The sequence below is a fragment of the Enterococcus sp. UD-01 genome (assembly GCF_044909655.1).
Classification (GTDB): domain Bacteria; phylum Bacillota; class Bacilli; order Lactobacillales; family Enterococcaceae; genus Enterococcus_L.
In genome coordinates this window covers 14,281-31,363 of record NZ_JBIYEU010000016.1, presented here as the reverse complement: position 1 = coordinate 31,363, position 17,083 = coordinate 14,281, and the positions used below count along the sequence as shown (strand labels likewise).

General features: G+C 38.2%; 17 protein-coding genes. 1 reads left to right on the top strand and 16 read right to left on the bottom strand.

All coding sequences use genetic code 11. The annotated features are described in order from the left end of the window. Window positions 1–42 precede the first annotated feature (42 nt). From ABH902_RS12505 to ABH902_RS12475, 7 genes are all read right to left on the bottom strand, one after another. Window positions 43–690, bottom strand: coding sequence for a glucose-6-phosphate 1-dehydrogenase family protein (locus ABH902_RS12505; RefSeq protein WP_404591214.1), 648 nt, complete (start codon window positions 688–690; stop codon window positions 43–45). A gap of 13 nt (window positions 691–703) precedes the next feature. Next, window positions 704–1,441 (bottom strand): tRNA pseudouridine(38-40) synthase TruA, encoded by a 738-nt coding sequence (gene truA, locus ABH902_RS12500; protein WP_404591213.1) that lies wholly within the window; start codon window positions 1,439–1,441, stop codon window positions 704–706. A 209-nt stretch (window positions 1,442–1,650) separates the two neighbouring features. Continuing rightward, a complete protein-coding gene (locus ABH902_RS12495; RefSeq protein WP_404591212.1) occupies window positions 1,651–2,895 on the bottom strand; it encodes an LPXTG cell wall anchor domain-containing protein in 1,245 nt (414 codons plus the stop codon). A 478-nt stretch (window positions 2,896–3,373) separates the two neighbouring features. Beyond that, on the bottom strand, window positions 3,374–4,834 hold the full coding sequence (locus ABH902_RS12490) for a glycoside hydrolase family 1 protein (RefSeq protein WP_404591211.1): 1,461 nt from the start codon (window positions 4,832–4,834) through the stop codon (window positions 3,374–3,376). A gap of 1 nt (window position 4,835) precedes the next feature. Further along, window positions 4,836–6,215 carry a PTS transporter subunit EIIC gene (locus ABH902_RS12485; protein WP_404591210.1) on the bottom strand — a complete coding sequence of 460 codons (1,380 nt, stop codon included), beginning with the start codon at window positions 6,213–6,215 and terminating at the stop codon, window positions 4,836–4,838. A 91-nt stretch (window positions 6,216–6,306) separates the two neighbouring features. Further along, a complete protein-coding gene (locus ABH902_RS12480; protein ID WP_404591208.1) occupies window positions 6,307–7,086 on the bottom strand; it encodes a MurR/RpiR family transcriptional regulator in 780 nt (259 codons plus the stop codon). A gap of 141 nt (window positions 7,087–7,227) precedes the next feature. Continuing rightward, complete coding sequence (locus ABH902_RS12475) at window positions 7,228–7,737, bottom strand: DinB family protein (protein ID WP_404591206.1); 510 nt, start codon at window positions 7,735–7,737, stop codon at window positions 7,228–7,230. Between the two features lie 159 nt (window positions 7,738–7,896). Between ABH902_RS12475 and ABH902_RS12470 the strand changes: the two genes are divergently transcribed. Beyond that, a complete protein-coding gene (locus ABH902_RS12470; protein WP_404591204.1) occupies window positions 7,897–8,391 on the top strand; it encodes a pyridoxamine 5'-phosphate oxidase family protein in 495 nt (164 codons plus the stop codon). Window positions 8,392–8,515: 124 nt separating this feature from the next. Here ABH902_RS12470 and ABH902_RS12465 read toward each other — a convergent pair whose 3' ends face one another. The 9 genes from ABH902_RS12465 to ABH902_RS12425 all read right to left on the bottom strand — a co-directional run bounded on the left by ABH902_RS12465 (window position 8,516) and on the right by ABH902_RS12425 (window position 17,056). Next, window positions 8,516–10,069 carry a DUF4097 family beta strand repeat-containing protein gene (locus tag ABH902_RS12465; RefSeq protein WP_404591202.1) on the bottom strand — a complete coding sequence of 518 codons (1,554 nt, stop codon included), beginning with the start codon at window positions 10,067–10,069 and terminating at the stop codon, window positions 8,516–8,518. Further along, window positions 10,053–10,388 (bottom strand): PadR family transcriptional regulator, encoded by a 336-nt coding sequence (locus ABH902_RS12460; RefSeq protein ID WP_404591201.1) that lies wholly within the window; start codon window positions 10,386–10,388, stop codon window positions 10,053–10,055. The genes ABH902_RS12465 and ABH902_RS12460 overlap by 17 nt, the downstream gene beginning before the upstream one ends. A 529-nt stretch (window positions 10,389–10,917) precedes the next feature. Further along, window positions 10,918–11,712 carry a YusW family protein gene (locus ABH902_RS12455; protein ID WP_404591199.1) on the bottom strand — a complete coding sequence of 265 codons (795 nt, stop codon included), beginning with the start codon at window positions 11,710–11,712 and terminating at the stop codon, window positions 10,918–10,920. A 381-nt stretch (window positions 11,713–12,093) separates the two neighbouring features. Next, entirely contained in the window at window positions 12,094–13,488 is a 1,395-nt protein-coding gene (locus ABH902_RS12450; protein WP_404591197.1) for an oxaloacetate decarboxylase subunit alpha, read from the bottom strand. A gap of 42 nt (window positions 13,489–13,530) precedes the next feature. Then, on the bottom strand, window positions 13,531–13,653 hold the full coding sequence (locus ABH902_RS12445; protein WP_404591195.1) for an OadG-related small transporter subunit: 123 nt from the start codon (window positions 13,651–13,653) through the stop codon (window positions 13,531–13,533). A gap of 45 nt (window positions 13,654–13,698) precedes the next feature. Then, window positions 13,699–14,814, bottom strand: coding sequence for a sodium ion-translocating decarboxylase subunit beta (locus tag ABH902_RS12440; RefSeq protein WP_404591193.1), 1,116 nt, complete (start codon window positions 14,812–14,814; stop codon window positions 13,699–13,701). Between the two features lie 36 nt (window positions 14,815–14,850). Beyond that, the gene (locus ABH902_RS12435) at window positions 14,851–15,246 is read right to left on the bottom strand and encodes an acetyl-CoA carboxylase biotin carboxyl carrier protein subunit (RefSeq protein ID WP_404591192.1); all 396 of its coding nucleotides are present in this window, start codon (window positions 15,244–15,246) and stop codon (window positions 14,851–14,853) included. A gap of 20 nt (window positions 15,247–15,266) precedes the next feature. Continuing rightward, window positions 15,267–15,584, bottom strand: a complete 318-nt coding sequence (locus tag ABH902_RS12430) for a hypothetical protein (protein WP_404591190.1) — start codon at window positions 15,582–15,584, stop codon at window positions 15,267–15,269. Window positions 15,585–15,691: 107 nt separating this feature from the next. Further along, window positions 15,692–17,056 carry a citrate:proton symporter gene (locus ABH902_RS12425; protein WP_404591188.1) on the bottom strand — a complete coding sequence of 455 codons (1,365 nt, stop codon included), beginning with the start codon at window positions 17,054–17,056 and terminating at the stop codon, window positions 15,692–15,694. Window positions 17,057–17,083: the final 27 nt, after the last annotated feature.

The following is a 17,083-nucleotide window of genomic DNA, read 5'->3' as shown; positions in this document are numbered from 1 at the left end:
ACACAGTCTGTAGCGACTTGGTTTAAAGAGTTTTTGATTTGTTTAAAGAGAAAAATACAGCGGTGCTAATTCTTTTAGCGTTGCTACTGTTCTTTCTTCAATGTCCGTAATCTGTTCGGTTTTAAATAATAGTTTACCCATCTGAAAGGTTTTGCCGGCTAAGGCCTCCTTCAATTCTGCTTGCTTTTTTTCATCGGCCAGATACACCGAAAGCGGCAAATGGTCGGTTAATTCGTGTTCGAGCTGCGGCCAAATATAGTAATCCGTAATGTCTACCTGTTGGCTCCATTCCGGCAGCCGCTCCAGCAGCCGATTATATTCTTCGCTGCTGCCTGTCCGCTTTTCACTTTTGTAATGCTGAAACATCAGATAAATTTGATACTGTTTTCTATTCAATAATACCGCTAAGCAGGCATTTTCATTGTGGCTATCCCTACTGCGATAAGCACTCCAAAAATGATTGCGCAGATTCCAGCCATTCGTCCAGCTTTCAACCTTAGGCTTATCCATTTGAAAAGCAGCCGGCAACTGCTCCGCCACTTGCAGCTGCAACGCTTTCCACTGCTGCCAATGAGCTTTATAATCTGCTTTAATCTGTTCAATTTCCTTTGCAGTTTTTACTTCCTTCAATTGCTTAAAGGTAAACAGGTTTCGTTCAAACAATTGAAAATCAGCACTTGTTAACTCCATTTGCTCGCCTCACTTAATAATAAACTTCATCCAGAAACAAGCCTTGTGCAGGAACCGTTGCCCCGGCACTGCTTCTGATTTTTTGATCAAATATTGCATCAATCGTTGCTAAATCCCGTTCACCGGCACCAATTTCCAAAATAGTTCCCATAAGAATTCGAACCATCTTATATAAAAAACCGTCGCCAACAAAGGTAAAATGCAGCAAATCACCCTCTGCTTGAATAGAAAGCTCTTTAATCGTCCGCACGGTTGACTTTTTGGACTTTTTCAATGAAGAAAAACCAATAAAATCGTGCTTGCCTACCAGCTTACGGCAAGCCTGCTCCATTAAAGCCAGATCAAGCTTTCGCTCATAGTGAAAGCTGTAGTTCCGTTCAAAAGCGGAAGGAATCGGATTGTTCCATACATAATAACTGTACTTTTTCCCACTGGCATTGTAGCGCGCGTGAAAACGCTCAGGAACTACACTCAGCTCTTTAATGACAATATCACGAGGCAGCCGATGATTCATCGTACTCAAGGCTTCACCAACTTCTAAAGCTGCTGCTGTTTTAAAATTTGCCACCTGTCCTCTGGCATGCGTGCCGGCATCCGTTCGACCAGAGCCAATAATCTCGATTTTTTCGCCAGTCAGCTGGCTTAAAACATGCTCAATTTTTCCTTGAATGGTTTTATCTGAATTTCCTAAACGCTGCCAGCCAAGATATCTGGCGCCGTCATACTCGATGGTTAATTTATAATTGTTCATTTAGTTGCTCCTCTAGTTACTTACTTCTACCGATCATATCATTAAAGACGTTTTAGCGTCAATTTTCAAATTAATGCTTTTTTCACAAAAAAAGTGAGGAACTAATACATTCCTCACCTATATATTACCTACTTTTTTATTTTTCTGTTTTAATTATGGCAATTAATTTTTTCTGTAATAAGAACCAATTATTTCTTTTCCAAACTATTTTATTTTTTAAATACAAGTACTTTTTTCTTGTGAATAATAATTAATCCAAAAAGTAATGAGAAAACACCTAAAATAGTTAAGAAACTATTTTGTGTTGTGCCTGTGTGTGGCAGGCTGCCTTTAGCATCTTCTTTTAGATTAGTTTTGCTTTCTTGGGTAGTAGTATTGTTTTTAGCTATTTGAATAGCTTCTGGAACGATAAACGTATACTCTTCTCCCCAATTCCTGTTTGTATCATTCGCTATTAAAACTATTTTATTCCCTGGTTTAAGTTCAACATCAAATGAAAAATAACCATTTCCATCTGCATAAATTGCAGCTATTTCATTTCCACCCAGATAGCCAATACTTACTTTAGCATCAGGTGCAGTTCTTCCTGATAATGTTTGTGCTTTGTGATTATAATCAACTTGTATAATTCTTAAAAAATCTGAAGCCGATACTTCTGGGGCTTTGAAGCTGTAGGACTCCCCAACTCTTCCTTGTGAATCAGATGGTGTTAGTACCATAACCAATCCAGGTCTAAACTGATTTCTTATAATAAATACTCCATTTGCATCTGCTCTTACAAAACCTTGCCCCTTTGTACTAGGAACGTACATACCTACAGTTGCATTTGGTGCTGTTTTTCCTGTTAGAGTGTTTGTTGCTTGATCATATTCAACTTGGGTAATTTTTAAATCCGAAACTTGTCTTTCTGGAATTTTATAACTATATGACTCTCCTTTTCTTCCTTGTGAATCACTTGCCGTTAAGAGTATTTCCAGCCCAGAACTGAATTGATCAGTTACAGTAAATACCCCATTTGCATCTGCTCTCACAAAACCTTGTCCCATTGTGCTAGGAACATACATGTATACTGTTGCATTCGGTGCTGTTTTTCCTGTTAATGTATTTGTTGTTTGGTCAAAATTAACCTCTGTAATTGTTAGAGAGGGTTCCTCTACTAGCTGTGCTCCTAAAACATTATTCGCTAGCTCATCAGTTGAACTAAGCGCGTTTTCTGTAGTTCTTGTGGCTTTAGTATTTTCTTCGATGCTTTGAACATTCTCAGTGTCCTCTGTTTTTTCTGTACTTTCAGAATTCCCCTCTACTTGCATCTTTTCTTCAATACTGTTATTAGTAGTTTTTTCAACGGCTCCTTCCCCAGATTCCCCAAACTCTGCATATACTTGTGAAGAAGAGAGAACGATTGCAATAGTCAATAAAAAACTTATCCCTAACAAATCAAGTGCTTTTTTCATTTCTAAACTACCTCCATAAAATAATTTTTTGACTCATTTATGAAATAATTGTAACATAAACGAAATATTCCGACACTTGTATATCATGTCGCTTAATACAATCTTAACAATATATAATATATATAGATGTTTAAGGCAACCGTAATTTTGAGTATATCATTATATCTTCGTATTAAAAGAATACAAAAATTAACCAACTCATACGTAGATATCTACAAATTTTTTTTATTAACAACAAGAGAAGAATGCATTTATGATTAGTTTATTAAATATGATATATACAGAAACGACTATTTTAGAAAAATATTTATTTTATGTGGATTATCCATTTTTTATAAAATATTACAAATGTGCTTGTCTATTCCTTGAAAAAATGAAGAAATTATTCAAAACCTCTTAAAAATTCACACTCATGAATAAAAAAGAAACAAAAAAACTGAAGCAAAACTATCTTTAGTTTTGCCTCAGCCAGTATTTTTTAAGCTAAATCAACTCCGTTACTAGAAATCACTTTTTGATACCAATAAAATGAATCCTTTTTCGTTCTTTTATAGCTGCCATTGCCCAAATCGTCTGCCTCTACATAAATTAGACCGTAACGTTTTTTAAATTCTCCTGTTCCGGCTGAGACAATATCAATGGCACTCCAGCAAGTATAACCAATTAATTCTACGCCATCTTCAATTGCTTGAGCCATCGCCTTAAAATGTTCGCGCATATAGTCAATTCTAGCTTGATCATGAATAGAACCATCTGCTTCTTGAGTTTCATAAGCCCCGATACCATTTTCTACAATCATTAATGGCTTTTCATAACGAGCGTAATATTCATTCAACAACCATCTTAAGCCTTGTGGATCAATGGTCCAGCCCCATTCAGTTGCTTCAAGCATTGGATTAGGCATCCCAAAATCTGTTCTTCCTTCTACAACCTGAGTATTGGCTTTAGAACAATCGGTCCGGTAGTAGCTAAAGCTAATAAAATCGACCATGCCGTTCGCTAAAATGCTTAAATCTTCTTCCGCGATTTCAAGAGAAATACCATGCTCTTTCCAATAGCGCTTTGCCCAATAAGGATATTTTCCTTTGCACATTACATCCATACAATAGTAATTCCAGATTTCCATATCCCGTTGTGCTTCTGCGACATCTTCAGGTTTACAAGTTAGCGGATAAAAAGCAAAGCCGCACATCATACAACCTACTTCATTTTCGGGATCAATTTCATGAGCTAATTGCACTACTTTTGCACTAGCAATAAATTCATGATGCAGTGCTTGGAACCGTCTATTAACATCTTCAGTTGTAGCATCAGGATCCTGCATCAGGATACGTCCACTTTTTGGTAAAATCCCAGAAGTAATTATCTCTCCATACGAAATTGTGCCAAAGTTAATTTCATTATGAGTCAACCAGCGTGTTACTAAGCCTTTATATTCAGTTAAAATCGTTTTCGCATATTTTAAAAATAGATCAATAACCTTACGATTCGCCCAGCCGCCATACTCTACACAAAGATGCCAAGGAATATCATAGTGCGTCATCGTAACAGTCGGTTCAATCCCATGTTCACGACATTTCTCAAATAATCTTCTATAATAGTCTAAGCCGGCTTGGTTAGGTGTTTCATCATCACCATTCGGGAAAATACGTGACCAATTAATAGATAAACGATACGTTTTAAAACCAGCTTCTGCAAATAATTCGATATCTTCTTCAAAATGCTCATATTGCTTGCATCCTTCATGACTTGGGTAGAAATACTTTTCTGTATCTATCACTTCAGTCACAAGCCGCGGATGCTCTTTATCACCATTGGTACAATGATCTAAAACAGAAGCTCCTTTACCATCGACATTCCAAGCTCCTTCACATTGAGTCGCTGCTGTAGCCCCGCCCCACAAAAATCCTTTTGGAAAAACTGTTGTTTCTTTATTCATACTACTTATTTCCTCCTTCTTCAATTCCGATAATTTTCGTTGCAATAAACGCACTCACAAAAGCAATCAGCATGGTTAGTGCTGCCATAATCAGGTTGCAATGCGTCCCATCCGGATTGATAAATGCCACAATACTGGCTACACCTGGCGATACAAAAGCATATTCTGCTACGTGCGTAAAACCAGCAAATAATCCGCCAATTCCCCCGCCGATAGCCGCACCAATAAATGGCTTTTTGTACGGAGTCAAAACCCCAAAAATCGCTGGTTCAGTAATCCCAAAAACAGCCGTTAAGCCGGAAGAAAATGCTAAAGCTTTAGCATCCTTATCTTTTAGCATCCACATAGTCGCAATTGCCGCACCACCAATGGCTAAATTACCAGCCAGCATTCCAGGCATAACAAAATTTTCAAAACCATTTTCTGCAAAGGCTAAAAAGATCGCCGCATATAATCCTGAACCTGTACCTGAAAACATTAAGAATGCTGTTGCCGCTCCAATAATGCCGACAGATAACCAGCCTAGATGCACGTTCAACCAAATTAAACCTGCCCCGATCCATTCACCTAGCCACGTTCCAATGGGTGCTAAGCAAATCAACATGACTGGCACTGCAATAAGCATTGTTAATAACGGCACAAAGAAAAATTTTATTTCTTTTGGAATATAGCGATCCAATGGTTTGTAGATAAGCGACATAAACAAGACGCCAAAAATGACTGGAAGAATGGAACTACCATAATTCCCTGTAGTAATTGGAATTCCTAAGAAACTAAGCCCCTTAACTCCATTAATATCTGGAACTACCAGCACCGCGCCCAGCAAAGCGCCCAACATAGGATTAACCGTTAATTTTTTTGCAGCGTTATAACCAATAAAAATGGGTAAAAAGCTAAAAGCGGCATTATAAATAGCATTTAAAACAATATAAGTTCCTGCATCTTTTGATAGATGAAAAAAAGTTGTACATACTACTAATAAAGCACTAATCATTCCACCGGCAACAATTATCGGCAAGGAAGGCAAAACGGTTCCAGCAATAAAATCAGTAGCCGCTAAAAAATAATTTTGCTTTTCCTTTTTTGAGGAAGTTGACTCTTCTTCGGCAGATCCCCCTTTTTTGTTAGCGGTATCATTTGACAATAACTTACTAAATTCAAGGTAAACCGAGCTGACATTTGTCCCTATAATCACTTGGTATTCTTTTTCATTTTTTACTAAACCTAAAACACCTTTAGTCGTTTTTACTTTTGCTTCATCTATTTTAGCTTCATCTTTGATTGTCACTCGTAATCTTGTCGCACAGTGAGTTGCAAAAGAAACATTTTCTTCTCCACCAAGAGCAGTCAGTATCTCTTTACTTAATTCTTTGTCTGACATAGGATTTCCTCCTTTTAAAGTTCATTATCTGCAGATAGTAATTTGAATTCATATTTATTCTAGCAAAAACAGCACAAAAAAAAGGGTCAGTTTATGTCCCTTTTTTTCTTAAGCGTTTCTGATATTCATGATGGATAACATCTAAAAAATATTCCACTGCAAAGGTATGATAAATCGTCTTAGCCGCTGGCTGGTCGTTTTCACCTACTGGTAAGACCAAATCATAATTTTTTAAAAGCGCCGCATCCTTCACTGAAGTCATAATGACTTTACGACAATTTATGTTGCGGGTAAACATATCAATTTGACTGATAAAGCCACCGGAAATTGAAATGACAACCAGCAACGAGTCCGGATGAATATTTCCAAGAATTTTATTGTCTGAAAAATTATACGAAACCACACGCACCATTTTCCCTGAAAGTATCATTTCTTTTTGAAACTCCAAACATCTAGAGCTGTATATATCAGACGCCAAAAAAACGATCTCATTGCAATCAATCATGTTTTCAATAATGGTGTCTATTTCAGGACCAATGCGTTGGCTAAGGTCTAATACCATTTTTGACATTTGTTCTGCCAAGTAAACTGGATAATCCGTCACATCTTCTGCATTTTTATAATAGTTATAATGCTCGTGGTCAGATTTCAACGTTCGGAAGTTGTCAAATCCAATAAATTTAGCAAACCTTCTAATCGATGTCCGTGTCACGAAGCATTCATCCGCAGCGTCAAAGATATTGATTTCATCAATTCGATCAAAGTTGCGTAAAAAATATTTTGCAATAATTACTTTTGAATCGCTCTCATCAAAGTTATTGATAATGCCCAAAAGTGCATTTAACAGACCATATTTATTGATTTCCTTCATGTCGTGACTTCCTTCCTATCTGCAATTATAGAGAAAAGCCAGCAAAAGGCAAGTTCTTTTCAGGTTTTAACTAAAGACAGTGAAAAAGTCGTATCCACATAAGCAAATACGACTTTTTATGTTAGTTTTAACTTTCATTACTTACTTTCCAATAACTAATCTACGCGTATAAACCGCTTGTCCAGAATGCATAATGGCATCATCAATCGCTGAAACAATCCGCACCTGACGTGTAACCGGCGGTGTCCAGTTTCGATCAATAATCTCATTCAAACTTTCTTCTGCCACATTTTCTAAATACGTAATCGTAAAAGCAACACTGGCAGCCAAATAGTCAAGGAGCAGCTGTTGATCCTGAACGACTACCTTCGCCGCTTCTTCCGGCGTATGGTGCCAGTCTTCAGTGTCATCTGCAATGTCCAGCGCAAATTTTTCCGACCAGCCTTCACTAAGCCAAAGCGGCTCGCTATTGTTTAAACCGGCAATTTGATAATCTAGCTCACGGGCAGTATGCCACATCAGCCAAGTGACGGATTTAATTAAAGGTGCCGGCATCGTGTTGGCTTCCTCTACAGACATTTGCTTCAACGTGTCTTCAAAACGCTCCTGCGCTCGTTGTAAACTATCAATGGATAATTGTGTGACTTTCATGGAATTCCTCCTTTATTCACTGCTTTTTTCTACTTAAACAAGTCCATAGCTTCATTCTACTACAGGTAATTTACGTCAACAAACAATTCTACTTCCACTTGTATTTCAGCCTTATTCCTTTATAATAACTTTCAAACACTAAAAAGGATGTGGATAAAGATGAGAAGAAAAGAACGTGAAATTCTAAATCTGGATAAAATAAAAGAAATTGTTGAAAATTGTCATATCGTCCGCTTAGCTATATTTGATGAGCCTTATCCGTATATTGTTCCTGTAAATTTTGGCTATCACTGGGAAGATCACACACTAACGTTGTATATTCACGGCGCTCGTCAAGGAAAAAAAGTGGATTTGCTAAAAAAGAATACAAAGATTGCTGTTGAAATGGATTGTAACCACGAATTAATCGAAGCTGGTACTGTGGCTGAAAACTATTCTTACGCTTATCAAAGCCTTATCGGTTATGGGGATACCTTTATTATCCAAGAGCTGGACGAAAAAAAACAAGCCCTACAGCTATTAATGACTCACGAAGTCAAACATACAAATTACCATTTTCCTGACGATAAAAAAATCGCTGCAACAGGTATTATCAAAATCGTGCTCTCATCTTATACCTGCAAAGAACACATCCATCCCAACAAACAAAAATAGCCGTTATAGTCTTTTATAAACGACTATTCTAAATAATTTCAAAAAAAGAATGATCATTCACTAAAAAATGTCATTCTTTTCCTTTTATCTAAAAAAATCAGCCAACTCTTTAAATAAATTAAATCTACTGCTTGCCGTTTTTACCGATAATCCGGATATTTCCAGTCTTAGTAGTTACAGAAATCGAGTGTTCCACTACATCATGTGGTTCAAATTCGTTAATTATTTCACCTGATTTACTGCTCAAATCAAATTTCACAGGAGAATTGTTATCTTGAATCCACTTAACTATTCCACTTTCACTCGTAAGCTTAGCGTCGACACCATATTGCTCATAAACAATCACGTTTCCTGAATTGTTGGTAACAGACAGCTCCCCTTGAATGTCCGTCAAAACAAGCTTGCCACTACCATTTTCAAGCGCTGTCTTTCCTGTCTGTGTTTCAAGAATCGTGGTGCCTTCTTGATTTGTTGCATGCAAGTCAGCAATCTGGCTGGAACTGATCACGCTTTTACCACTCTGATTCTTGAGAATTGCTTTTTTACTAATTAATTCATTTAGATTAATCAAACCTGTTTTTGTTTTTAGTTCAAGCGCTCCCTGCCCTTTCTTGATAATCGATTTTCCCGCCTTATTTGCAATTGCTAAATCAGCAAAAAAGGTATCAATGGTCGTATCAGCCTTTTGACTATTTATTGCTATATTTTGAGCATAAACATCACTTAGGAAAACCTCACCTTTAGCAATTGCCAGCTTTAATTCGGCGACTTGTAAATGAGACAGATTAATCGTTCCTTGATTGAGCACAAAATCCAATGTTTTAAATTTCGTTTTTGCAGGTATAAAAAAAACAATTTCAGTTTTTTTCATTTTTTTCAAAGGCTCAAAAAAGTTATTTTTACCAATTGTAATTGTAGTTCTCGTAGTTGTCTGTTTTATTAATTCACTTTGATCTGTCTTCTGTAGTGCTCCTGCAATTTCAATTTTAGGCTGTTCTTTTTCGCCAATTGGAATGACACTTATTTCTACAGGATAGTTTGACTTAAAATGTATATTGCGAAACACTTCTGCACTCAAATTAATTGTCTTGTCGTAACGCTCTCCTTGGAAAAACCAATGATTAGTGTACATTAATCCGCTGCTGACTAAAAAGCTGGCGACACCAGCAAGAGCCACCCATTTCGTCCTGTTTGTTTGTTTTTGCTTTAATAAGTTCATTAAAATATATGTACCTGCCATAAATGCTAGTAAAAGTGTTGCAGGACCTGCGGCAAAAAAGTGTTCCCGGATAGCAAAATAAGCAACAAACGCAGCCAAATAAATACTGAGTATAGCTAAAAATAGTACTAATAAAAAACCTGAAAATACTCTCATTTTTTTTAGCTTTTTGATTCGCTTTCGTTTTTGGTCAATTTTATATACCTTGCCAATATCCTCCACAGCGACAATGTCTTTTTCAGCTTTCAGTGCTTTTGCCAGTCGTTGGTCTTCATAAAAGGAGGCGGCTATTTCTACAGGATCACCTAAAGCTTCAACAATCTCTTCTTCGGTTTTTCCTTTTTCAAGCTGGATTGCTATATGCTCCAATAAATCTTCTTTGATTTCTTGAAAAGAGTCTTTATCACTTTCTAAAAACTGGCTGTCCATCTTTTCAAAGAACTCATCCACTCGCTTCATTATCTTCCTCCATTTTTATCAATGATACATTTTTAACAAAAACATCCCATTCCGATGAGAGCTCTATCAGGTAGTTTCTACCTTCTTCTGTAATCTTATAATATTTTCTTGCGGGACCATTGGAAGATTCTTTCAAATAAGTTTCACAATAGCCTTCTTTTACCAACCGTCTTAAGATGGGATACAGCGCCCCTTCTGTCAATGAAATATGCTTATCTACCCTTTGTGTCAGCTCATACCCATAACGATCTGTGTTTTGCAGTAAATACAATACACAAAGCTCCAAAACTCCCTTTTTAAACTGATTTGTCTTTCCCAAGTTAAATTGCCGCCTTCCAATTATAATGGTTCATTTTTTAACTTCTACAGTTAGTTTAACTTATTTCCAAGGTGAGCGAAAGAGTATGAACGATTGCTTTTGAAAAGAGGTTGAGCTAAATGTCGTTCAAGCTCGAGCAATTGGAGTAAAAGCTGACAAATGCGCTTTTTTGCATTGGCAGATTTTATGAAATTGCCGTAGAGCTTGACTTTTAGCCACCGTTTAATCAAGGTTGAGCTAAATGTCGTTCAAGCTTGAGCAATTGGAGTAAAAGAAGCAAATGCGCTTTTCGCATTGGCAGATTTTTTGAAATTGCCGTAGAGCTTGACTTTTAGCCACCGTTTAATCAAGGTTGAGCTAAATGTCGTTCAAGCTCGAGCAATTGGAGTAAAAGCCGACAAATGCGCTTTTTTGCATTGGCAGATTTTTTGAAATTGCCGTAGAGCTTGACTTTTAGCCACTATTTAATCGTAAGTAAAAGACCAGACAAAACTATTTTCTAGCTTTGTCCAGCCTTTTTAGAAAAAGACTATTTAATTTTGAAATCTACTTTAGAGCCATCAGCGAATTTGACCTTAAAATCAAATTTTTTGAAATTTTGTGCTGCCCCTAATTTTGAAAGAATATGATCTTTAATTTGTATTTTACTGCTATTTTTCACATCAAGACCTGCGAATAGCTGTTCAATTGTTTGTTGTGCTGCTGTACCTTTTTGCTTTACACCAGTAAATTCATTTTCAAATTCAGCTTTTACTGAACCATTTGATTTCACATCGTATTCTAACTCGATCTCTTTATGCTTGTATTCAACTTCGACATCAATTTCTTTTACTTGTTTGCTTAAAATACTTTGGTTATTATTTCCTTGATTTGACTCTTCTGTTGAAGAATTCTCTGTTCCCGGATTTACCGCTTCACCAATAGTACCGATATTCACTGTGCTGTAGTAAGGTTTGTTAATTGTTACAACCTTTAACGATACGCCAGCATTATTTACCATGTCTGTTAAAATCCCAATCGCTTGATATCTACTTTGTACAAAGCGATCTGCTACGCGTTTAGCATCCGTTTCGCTATAACCTAACGTTCTCCAAGTAGCAGCTTGACTTAAAGAATCGTATGCTTTATTGATCGTTCCTTGCGCTAACTGAATACCGGTTGCTTCATCTAAATCTTTTGTTGTAAAACTGATTATTTTTTCATAAGCCGTTTCAGAAATAATTGTTTGGGCACTTGCTGAGTATCCGCCAGCGAATGGTGTAGCACCGATTGTTAAAGCAACTCCGGCTACTAATAATGTTTTTGTCAATTTTGTCATTTTCATAATAAACTTCCTCTCTTACTTATAATTCTCCTTGTAGCTAGCTTACGCTAGTAGTATATAATGTATAGTACTGGCTGTCAAACATATTTAAAAAATATTTTTAACATAAAGAAATATAAAAAAGTTTATATAATTAATGAGAAAAAAGAAAAAAATTGAATGGAGCAACGTTCTTTCCACAGCTATTCACTTCAATCGAAATCATTTCTGATTAAAAGCATTTTGATTTATTTAACAGCGGCAGCTTCTACTTTTCGTTACGTTTTTCAGCACATAAAAACGAGGTCAAGCTACTTCCATTCTGACCTCGTTGTATTTATCCTTTCTCTATTTATTTATCAATTGAAGCTAATGGACAAATTCTGCTATCGTCTTGTCCTTTTAGCTGATATCGATTTTTACATCGACAATTTGCAACGGAACATCATAAAATGGATCCTCCCGCCGTCCTAAGAAGTCTTTAGCCTGCTGCGGAAAAACCGCATAGCTTAGTACATCCTCGCTGGATTTCGCATACTCCTTAATTTCCGCTTCAAATTCCGGTAATTGTAGCGCCAGCAAATCTGCCGGTCGTTCAGTAATCACTGGTTCATTTCCAATAATTTTCTTTTGAAGCTCTTCAGAAATAGCCACTGGCGGCTTGCCGTAAAACCCTTTCACGTAGTCTTTGATTTCGTTCGGCACCAATTTGTAGCGTTCTCCACTCAATACATTCATCAATGCCTGCGTCCCCACCATTTGTGATAAAGGGGTCACTAAAGGTGGAAAGCCCAGATCCGCACGTACTTTGGGTACTTCCGCCAAAACTTCTTCATATTTATCCGTATTGCCCTGCTCGTTGAGCTGACTCAACAAGTTGGATAACATTCCGCCAGGCACTTGATAAATCAAGGTTTTTGGTTCCGTATCTTTGACTTTCGGATTCAAGATACCGGCTTCGCGAAAATGATTGCGCACCAGATTGAAGTGATCCGCCATCTCCTCTAATTTATGCATTTTCAAGCCAGTTTCAAAGCCTAAATCTTCTAAAGCCAGCGCTACAGATTCCGTTGCCGGCTGGCTAGTTCCGCCAGAGAACGAGGAAATCGTCGTGTCAATAATATCCGCACCAGCCTCGGCCGCCTTCAGATACGTCATTTCTGCAATACCGCTGGTCGCATGCGTATGGACTTCTAACGGCAGGTCAACAGATTGCTTAATCCGTTTAACTAATTCAAAACCAGTACCCGGTGTTAATACCCCCGCCATATCTTTGATACAGATAGAATCCGCACCAAGCTCAGCTATTTCTTTAGCCAAGCCTACAAAATAATCCACCGTATGAAAAGTGCTGGTCGTATATGAAATAGCAATTTGACAATGTCCTCCCGCTGCTTTACATGCTTCAACGGATGTCCGCAAGTTACGCGTGTCATTCAATGCATCAAAAATACGAACAATATCAATCCCGTTTTCAATAGATTTTGTCACGAATTCCCACACGACATCATCCGCATAGTTCTTATACCCCAGCAGGTTTTGGCCTCTTAAAAGCATTTGTAATTTACTGTTTTTCACTTGTTTACGAATGCTGCGCAGTCTTTCCCATGGATCTTCATTCAAAAAGCGCAAGCAGGCATCAAAAGTCGCTCCGCCCCACATTTCCAATGCATGAAATCCTGCCTCATCCATCGTCTTGATGATAGGCAGCATAGCTTCAGTCGGCATACGGGTCGCAATTTGACTTTGTTGACCATCCCGCAGGACAGTCTCCGTAAATTGAATTTGTTTGGTCATCTTCCTGCTCCCTTCAATACTCATAATTTTTGCCTTTGTCCACTACTTTGGCGGAAACATCTTGGCTAGCACTTGCGAAGCCGCGTAAATAATCAAGATTACGGCGAAAACACCGCCCCAGCCAAAGCCTAGTAATTCAATAGCCACTTTTAAATCTTCCGACATGTTTCTTTCCTCCTTAAAGGTTCGGTTTAATCAATTGCAAAAACATCAGGTCAGCAATGCCAGCAACAAACCGCCTGCGATAACGGATGCGATTTGCCCAGATACATTGGCTCCTGCAGCATGCATTAAAATAAAATTTTGCGGATCTTCTTCAGTAGCCATTTTTTGGATAACACGACTGGACATCGGAAATGCCGAGATACCAGCGGCACCGATCATCGGATTGATTTTTTCTTTGCGAACTAAGTTCAATACTTTAGCAAATAAAACACCACCCACAGAGTCCATGATAAAAGCGACTAACCCTAGACCGATCACCATCAACGTATCAACTTTCAGAAAGTCTCCCGCTTGCATCTTCACCGAAATTGTCAACCCCAACAAAATACTGACTAAATTCACTAATTCATTTTGAGCCGAAATAGACAAACGTTCCAAAACACCACATTCACGCAATAAATTCCCAAACATCAAAAAGCCAACCAACGGCAATGAAACCGGCGCGATTAACCCAGCAACGATCGTAATCACAATAGGGAATAAAATCTTCGCGGTCTGCGAAACAGCTCCCGCATGATAAGTCATTCGAATTCGGCGTTCACGTTTTGTTGTAACAGCCTTAATGGCAATCGGCTGAATAATTGGCACTAACGCCATATAGGAATAAGCTGCCACCATAATCGCTCCCATGTATTTCGAGTTCAACGTATTGGCTACAAAAATGGATGTCGGACCATCTGCAGCACCAATGATTCCAATCGAAGCTGCATCGTTAATATTAAATCCAAGCACAACGGCTACTATTACAGTGAAGAAAATCCCGAATTGAGCAGCCGCACCAAACAATAGCAGAAATGGATTTTGCAACAGCGGGCCAAAATCAATCATTGCTCCAATACCAATAAATAATAACAGCGGAAATAATTCAGTGCTGATTCCAGCGTCAAATAAAACGTTGAAAGGACCTGCTTCGCCGCCTGTCTGCAAAACACCTGAATTGGGAAAGTTGACCAAAATAGTGCCCAGCCCCATCGGCACTAACAAGGTTGGCTCATATTCCTTTTTAATGCCTAAATACATCAATAAGCCCCCAATAAGCATCATCACAATCCGGCCGGGCTCTTGCCCCATGCCGATAATTCCTTCTAAAAGAGTTTCCACATATTTCACTTCCTATATCAATTTTTCATCTCTTCATTAATCGATAGTGATTAATGCTTCGCCTGGATTGACTATTTGACCTTGTGCTACATGGAGACCAGTCACCGTGCCTGCTTTTGGCGCGACCACTTCATTTTCCATTTTCATTGCCTCAAGGATCATCACCGGCTGATTTTCAGTTACAGAGTCGCCGACATTGACTAATATATTTAAAATGGTGCCAGGCATTGGTGCGGTTAAAGCATCGGCACCGGCTGCTACACTAGGCGTTGTCGGAGCTGGTTCGGCTTTTTGAGCCACTTCAACCGCCGGTACAGATTCCGGTGCTGTGACTGGTTGTGTTGGCACCGTTGGCTGTGGTACTCCACCAATTTCTTCCATTTCTACTAAATACTCTTTTCCATCAATTGCTATTTTGAATTTACGTAACATACAATGATTCCTCCGCTATTTCACGATTTTTTTACAATTCTTTTTACAGCTAATCGACTTGTTTGATTGTCGCCAGCTGCTATACTTGAGGTGATAAGCGCAACAAGCTTTGCTTCGGGATTACGCTCAAGGATTCTCTTTACTACAAATTGACTTTCAGGACGATCTCCGGAAGCAATAGCAGTCGCAATTACACTGACTAACTCATAATTTTTGTAATCAGTCTCGCTGTATGCAGGAACTTCCTGCCATTGATCCGCTATTTTTGATTTATTAGTTGTTGCTTCAACGTTTTGTTGAAGCCCCTTTTCCTTTTTAAAAAGGTTTAAAAAAAACAAATTCAATTCCCTCCATTAAAAAGAGACTGAGCCAAAACTATTTTTTTGTTTTGTCTTAGCCTCTAATTACTTAAGTCATAATGACCTTTGGCTCAATCTCATTAAAGTTAAATCGGCAATGCTCCCGTTAGGGCATAAACGACAATATAAATAATGATTATCGGCCAACAATACTTAATATACTTTTTCTGAAAATCCACAAAATTCATCTCTGTCGAAGCCGTTAACATAAACAATGCCGGAATCACTGGCGAAATCAGACGAAATGCTTGTCCTACCATTGAAGCAACAGCGCTTTGTAAGGCAGTAATACCATATTGTTCCATAACCGTAGCTACTACTTTAGCAATACCGAAATAGAAAGCATCCTGCGGCAAGAAAGTAATGGCCGGAGCAGATATAACCGCATAAATTGGTGCCATGTGCGCGCCCAATTCATCTGGAATAATCATGGTCATCCCTTCTGCCAAAGCGGTGGCCATCCCGCTCCCTGACAATACACCTGAAAACACACCTGCAGCAAAAGTAGCTAATGCTGGTGCCAAAGCATCACAGGCAATTTCATCAATTCGTTCATTGATAAGATCAACTTTTCGATAATTTACTGTCAAAACGATAGCGCTACCAATCATAAATAGCACAGCACCGTGAGCAAAGCCCTGAATGAGCAGATACAAAATTCCCATTGTTAACAAGAAATTAAACCAAAACAATTTAGGACGTTTCAACTCTGGATCTTTCTCCCGAATGGAGCTGAGCATTTTTTCTGTCATTAATTCATCAACAGCTGAATCGCTCCCATCACAAAAGCCTAAGCGCTTCCGTTCTTTTTTACCCAAGCGATAAGCCACAAACAGCATGAAGACCTCGGCAGCCAGCAATCCTGGAATCAGCGCTTTAAATAATTCGTTAATCGGAACATTCATTGCTGTACTGGCGGCTATTGTTGGGCCTCCCCAAGGCAGTTGGTTAAAAATGCCGATTGGTCCGACAATTAAAATGGCAAGATAACTTAATTTCATATTCAAAAATTTATAAAGTTCAAGAAAGGCTGCGACACAAATAATAATAGTCGTAGTCGTATCGCCGTTCATCGTAACGACAGTGGCGGTCAGTACAGTAGCAAAAGTAACTTTTAACGGATCACCCTTAGCCTTTTTAATGAAGAACTCGCACAAGGGATCAAACAGACCGACATTCAACATTAAATCGAAATACATAACGGCAAATAAAATCAATAATCCTGGTGAGATGACTCCCATACTAACTGAGCCATCACTACTATTTACTTTATAGAACAAGGCATCAGTGATCCATTGAAACAGATCACTGAAGGTTGCCCCGGTCAATAGTACTACTAAGATACCAAAGAATAATGGGACAAGTGATAGCGCACCTATTATTGAAAGTTTGTTTTTAGATAGCAAAAAAATGAAGCTTAAAATCATCAGTAAAGCTAAAACTAAAAGCATTTTTTCCCTCCTTAATAATCCTCATCA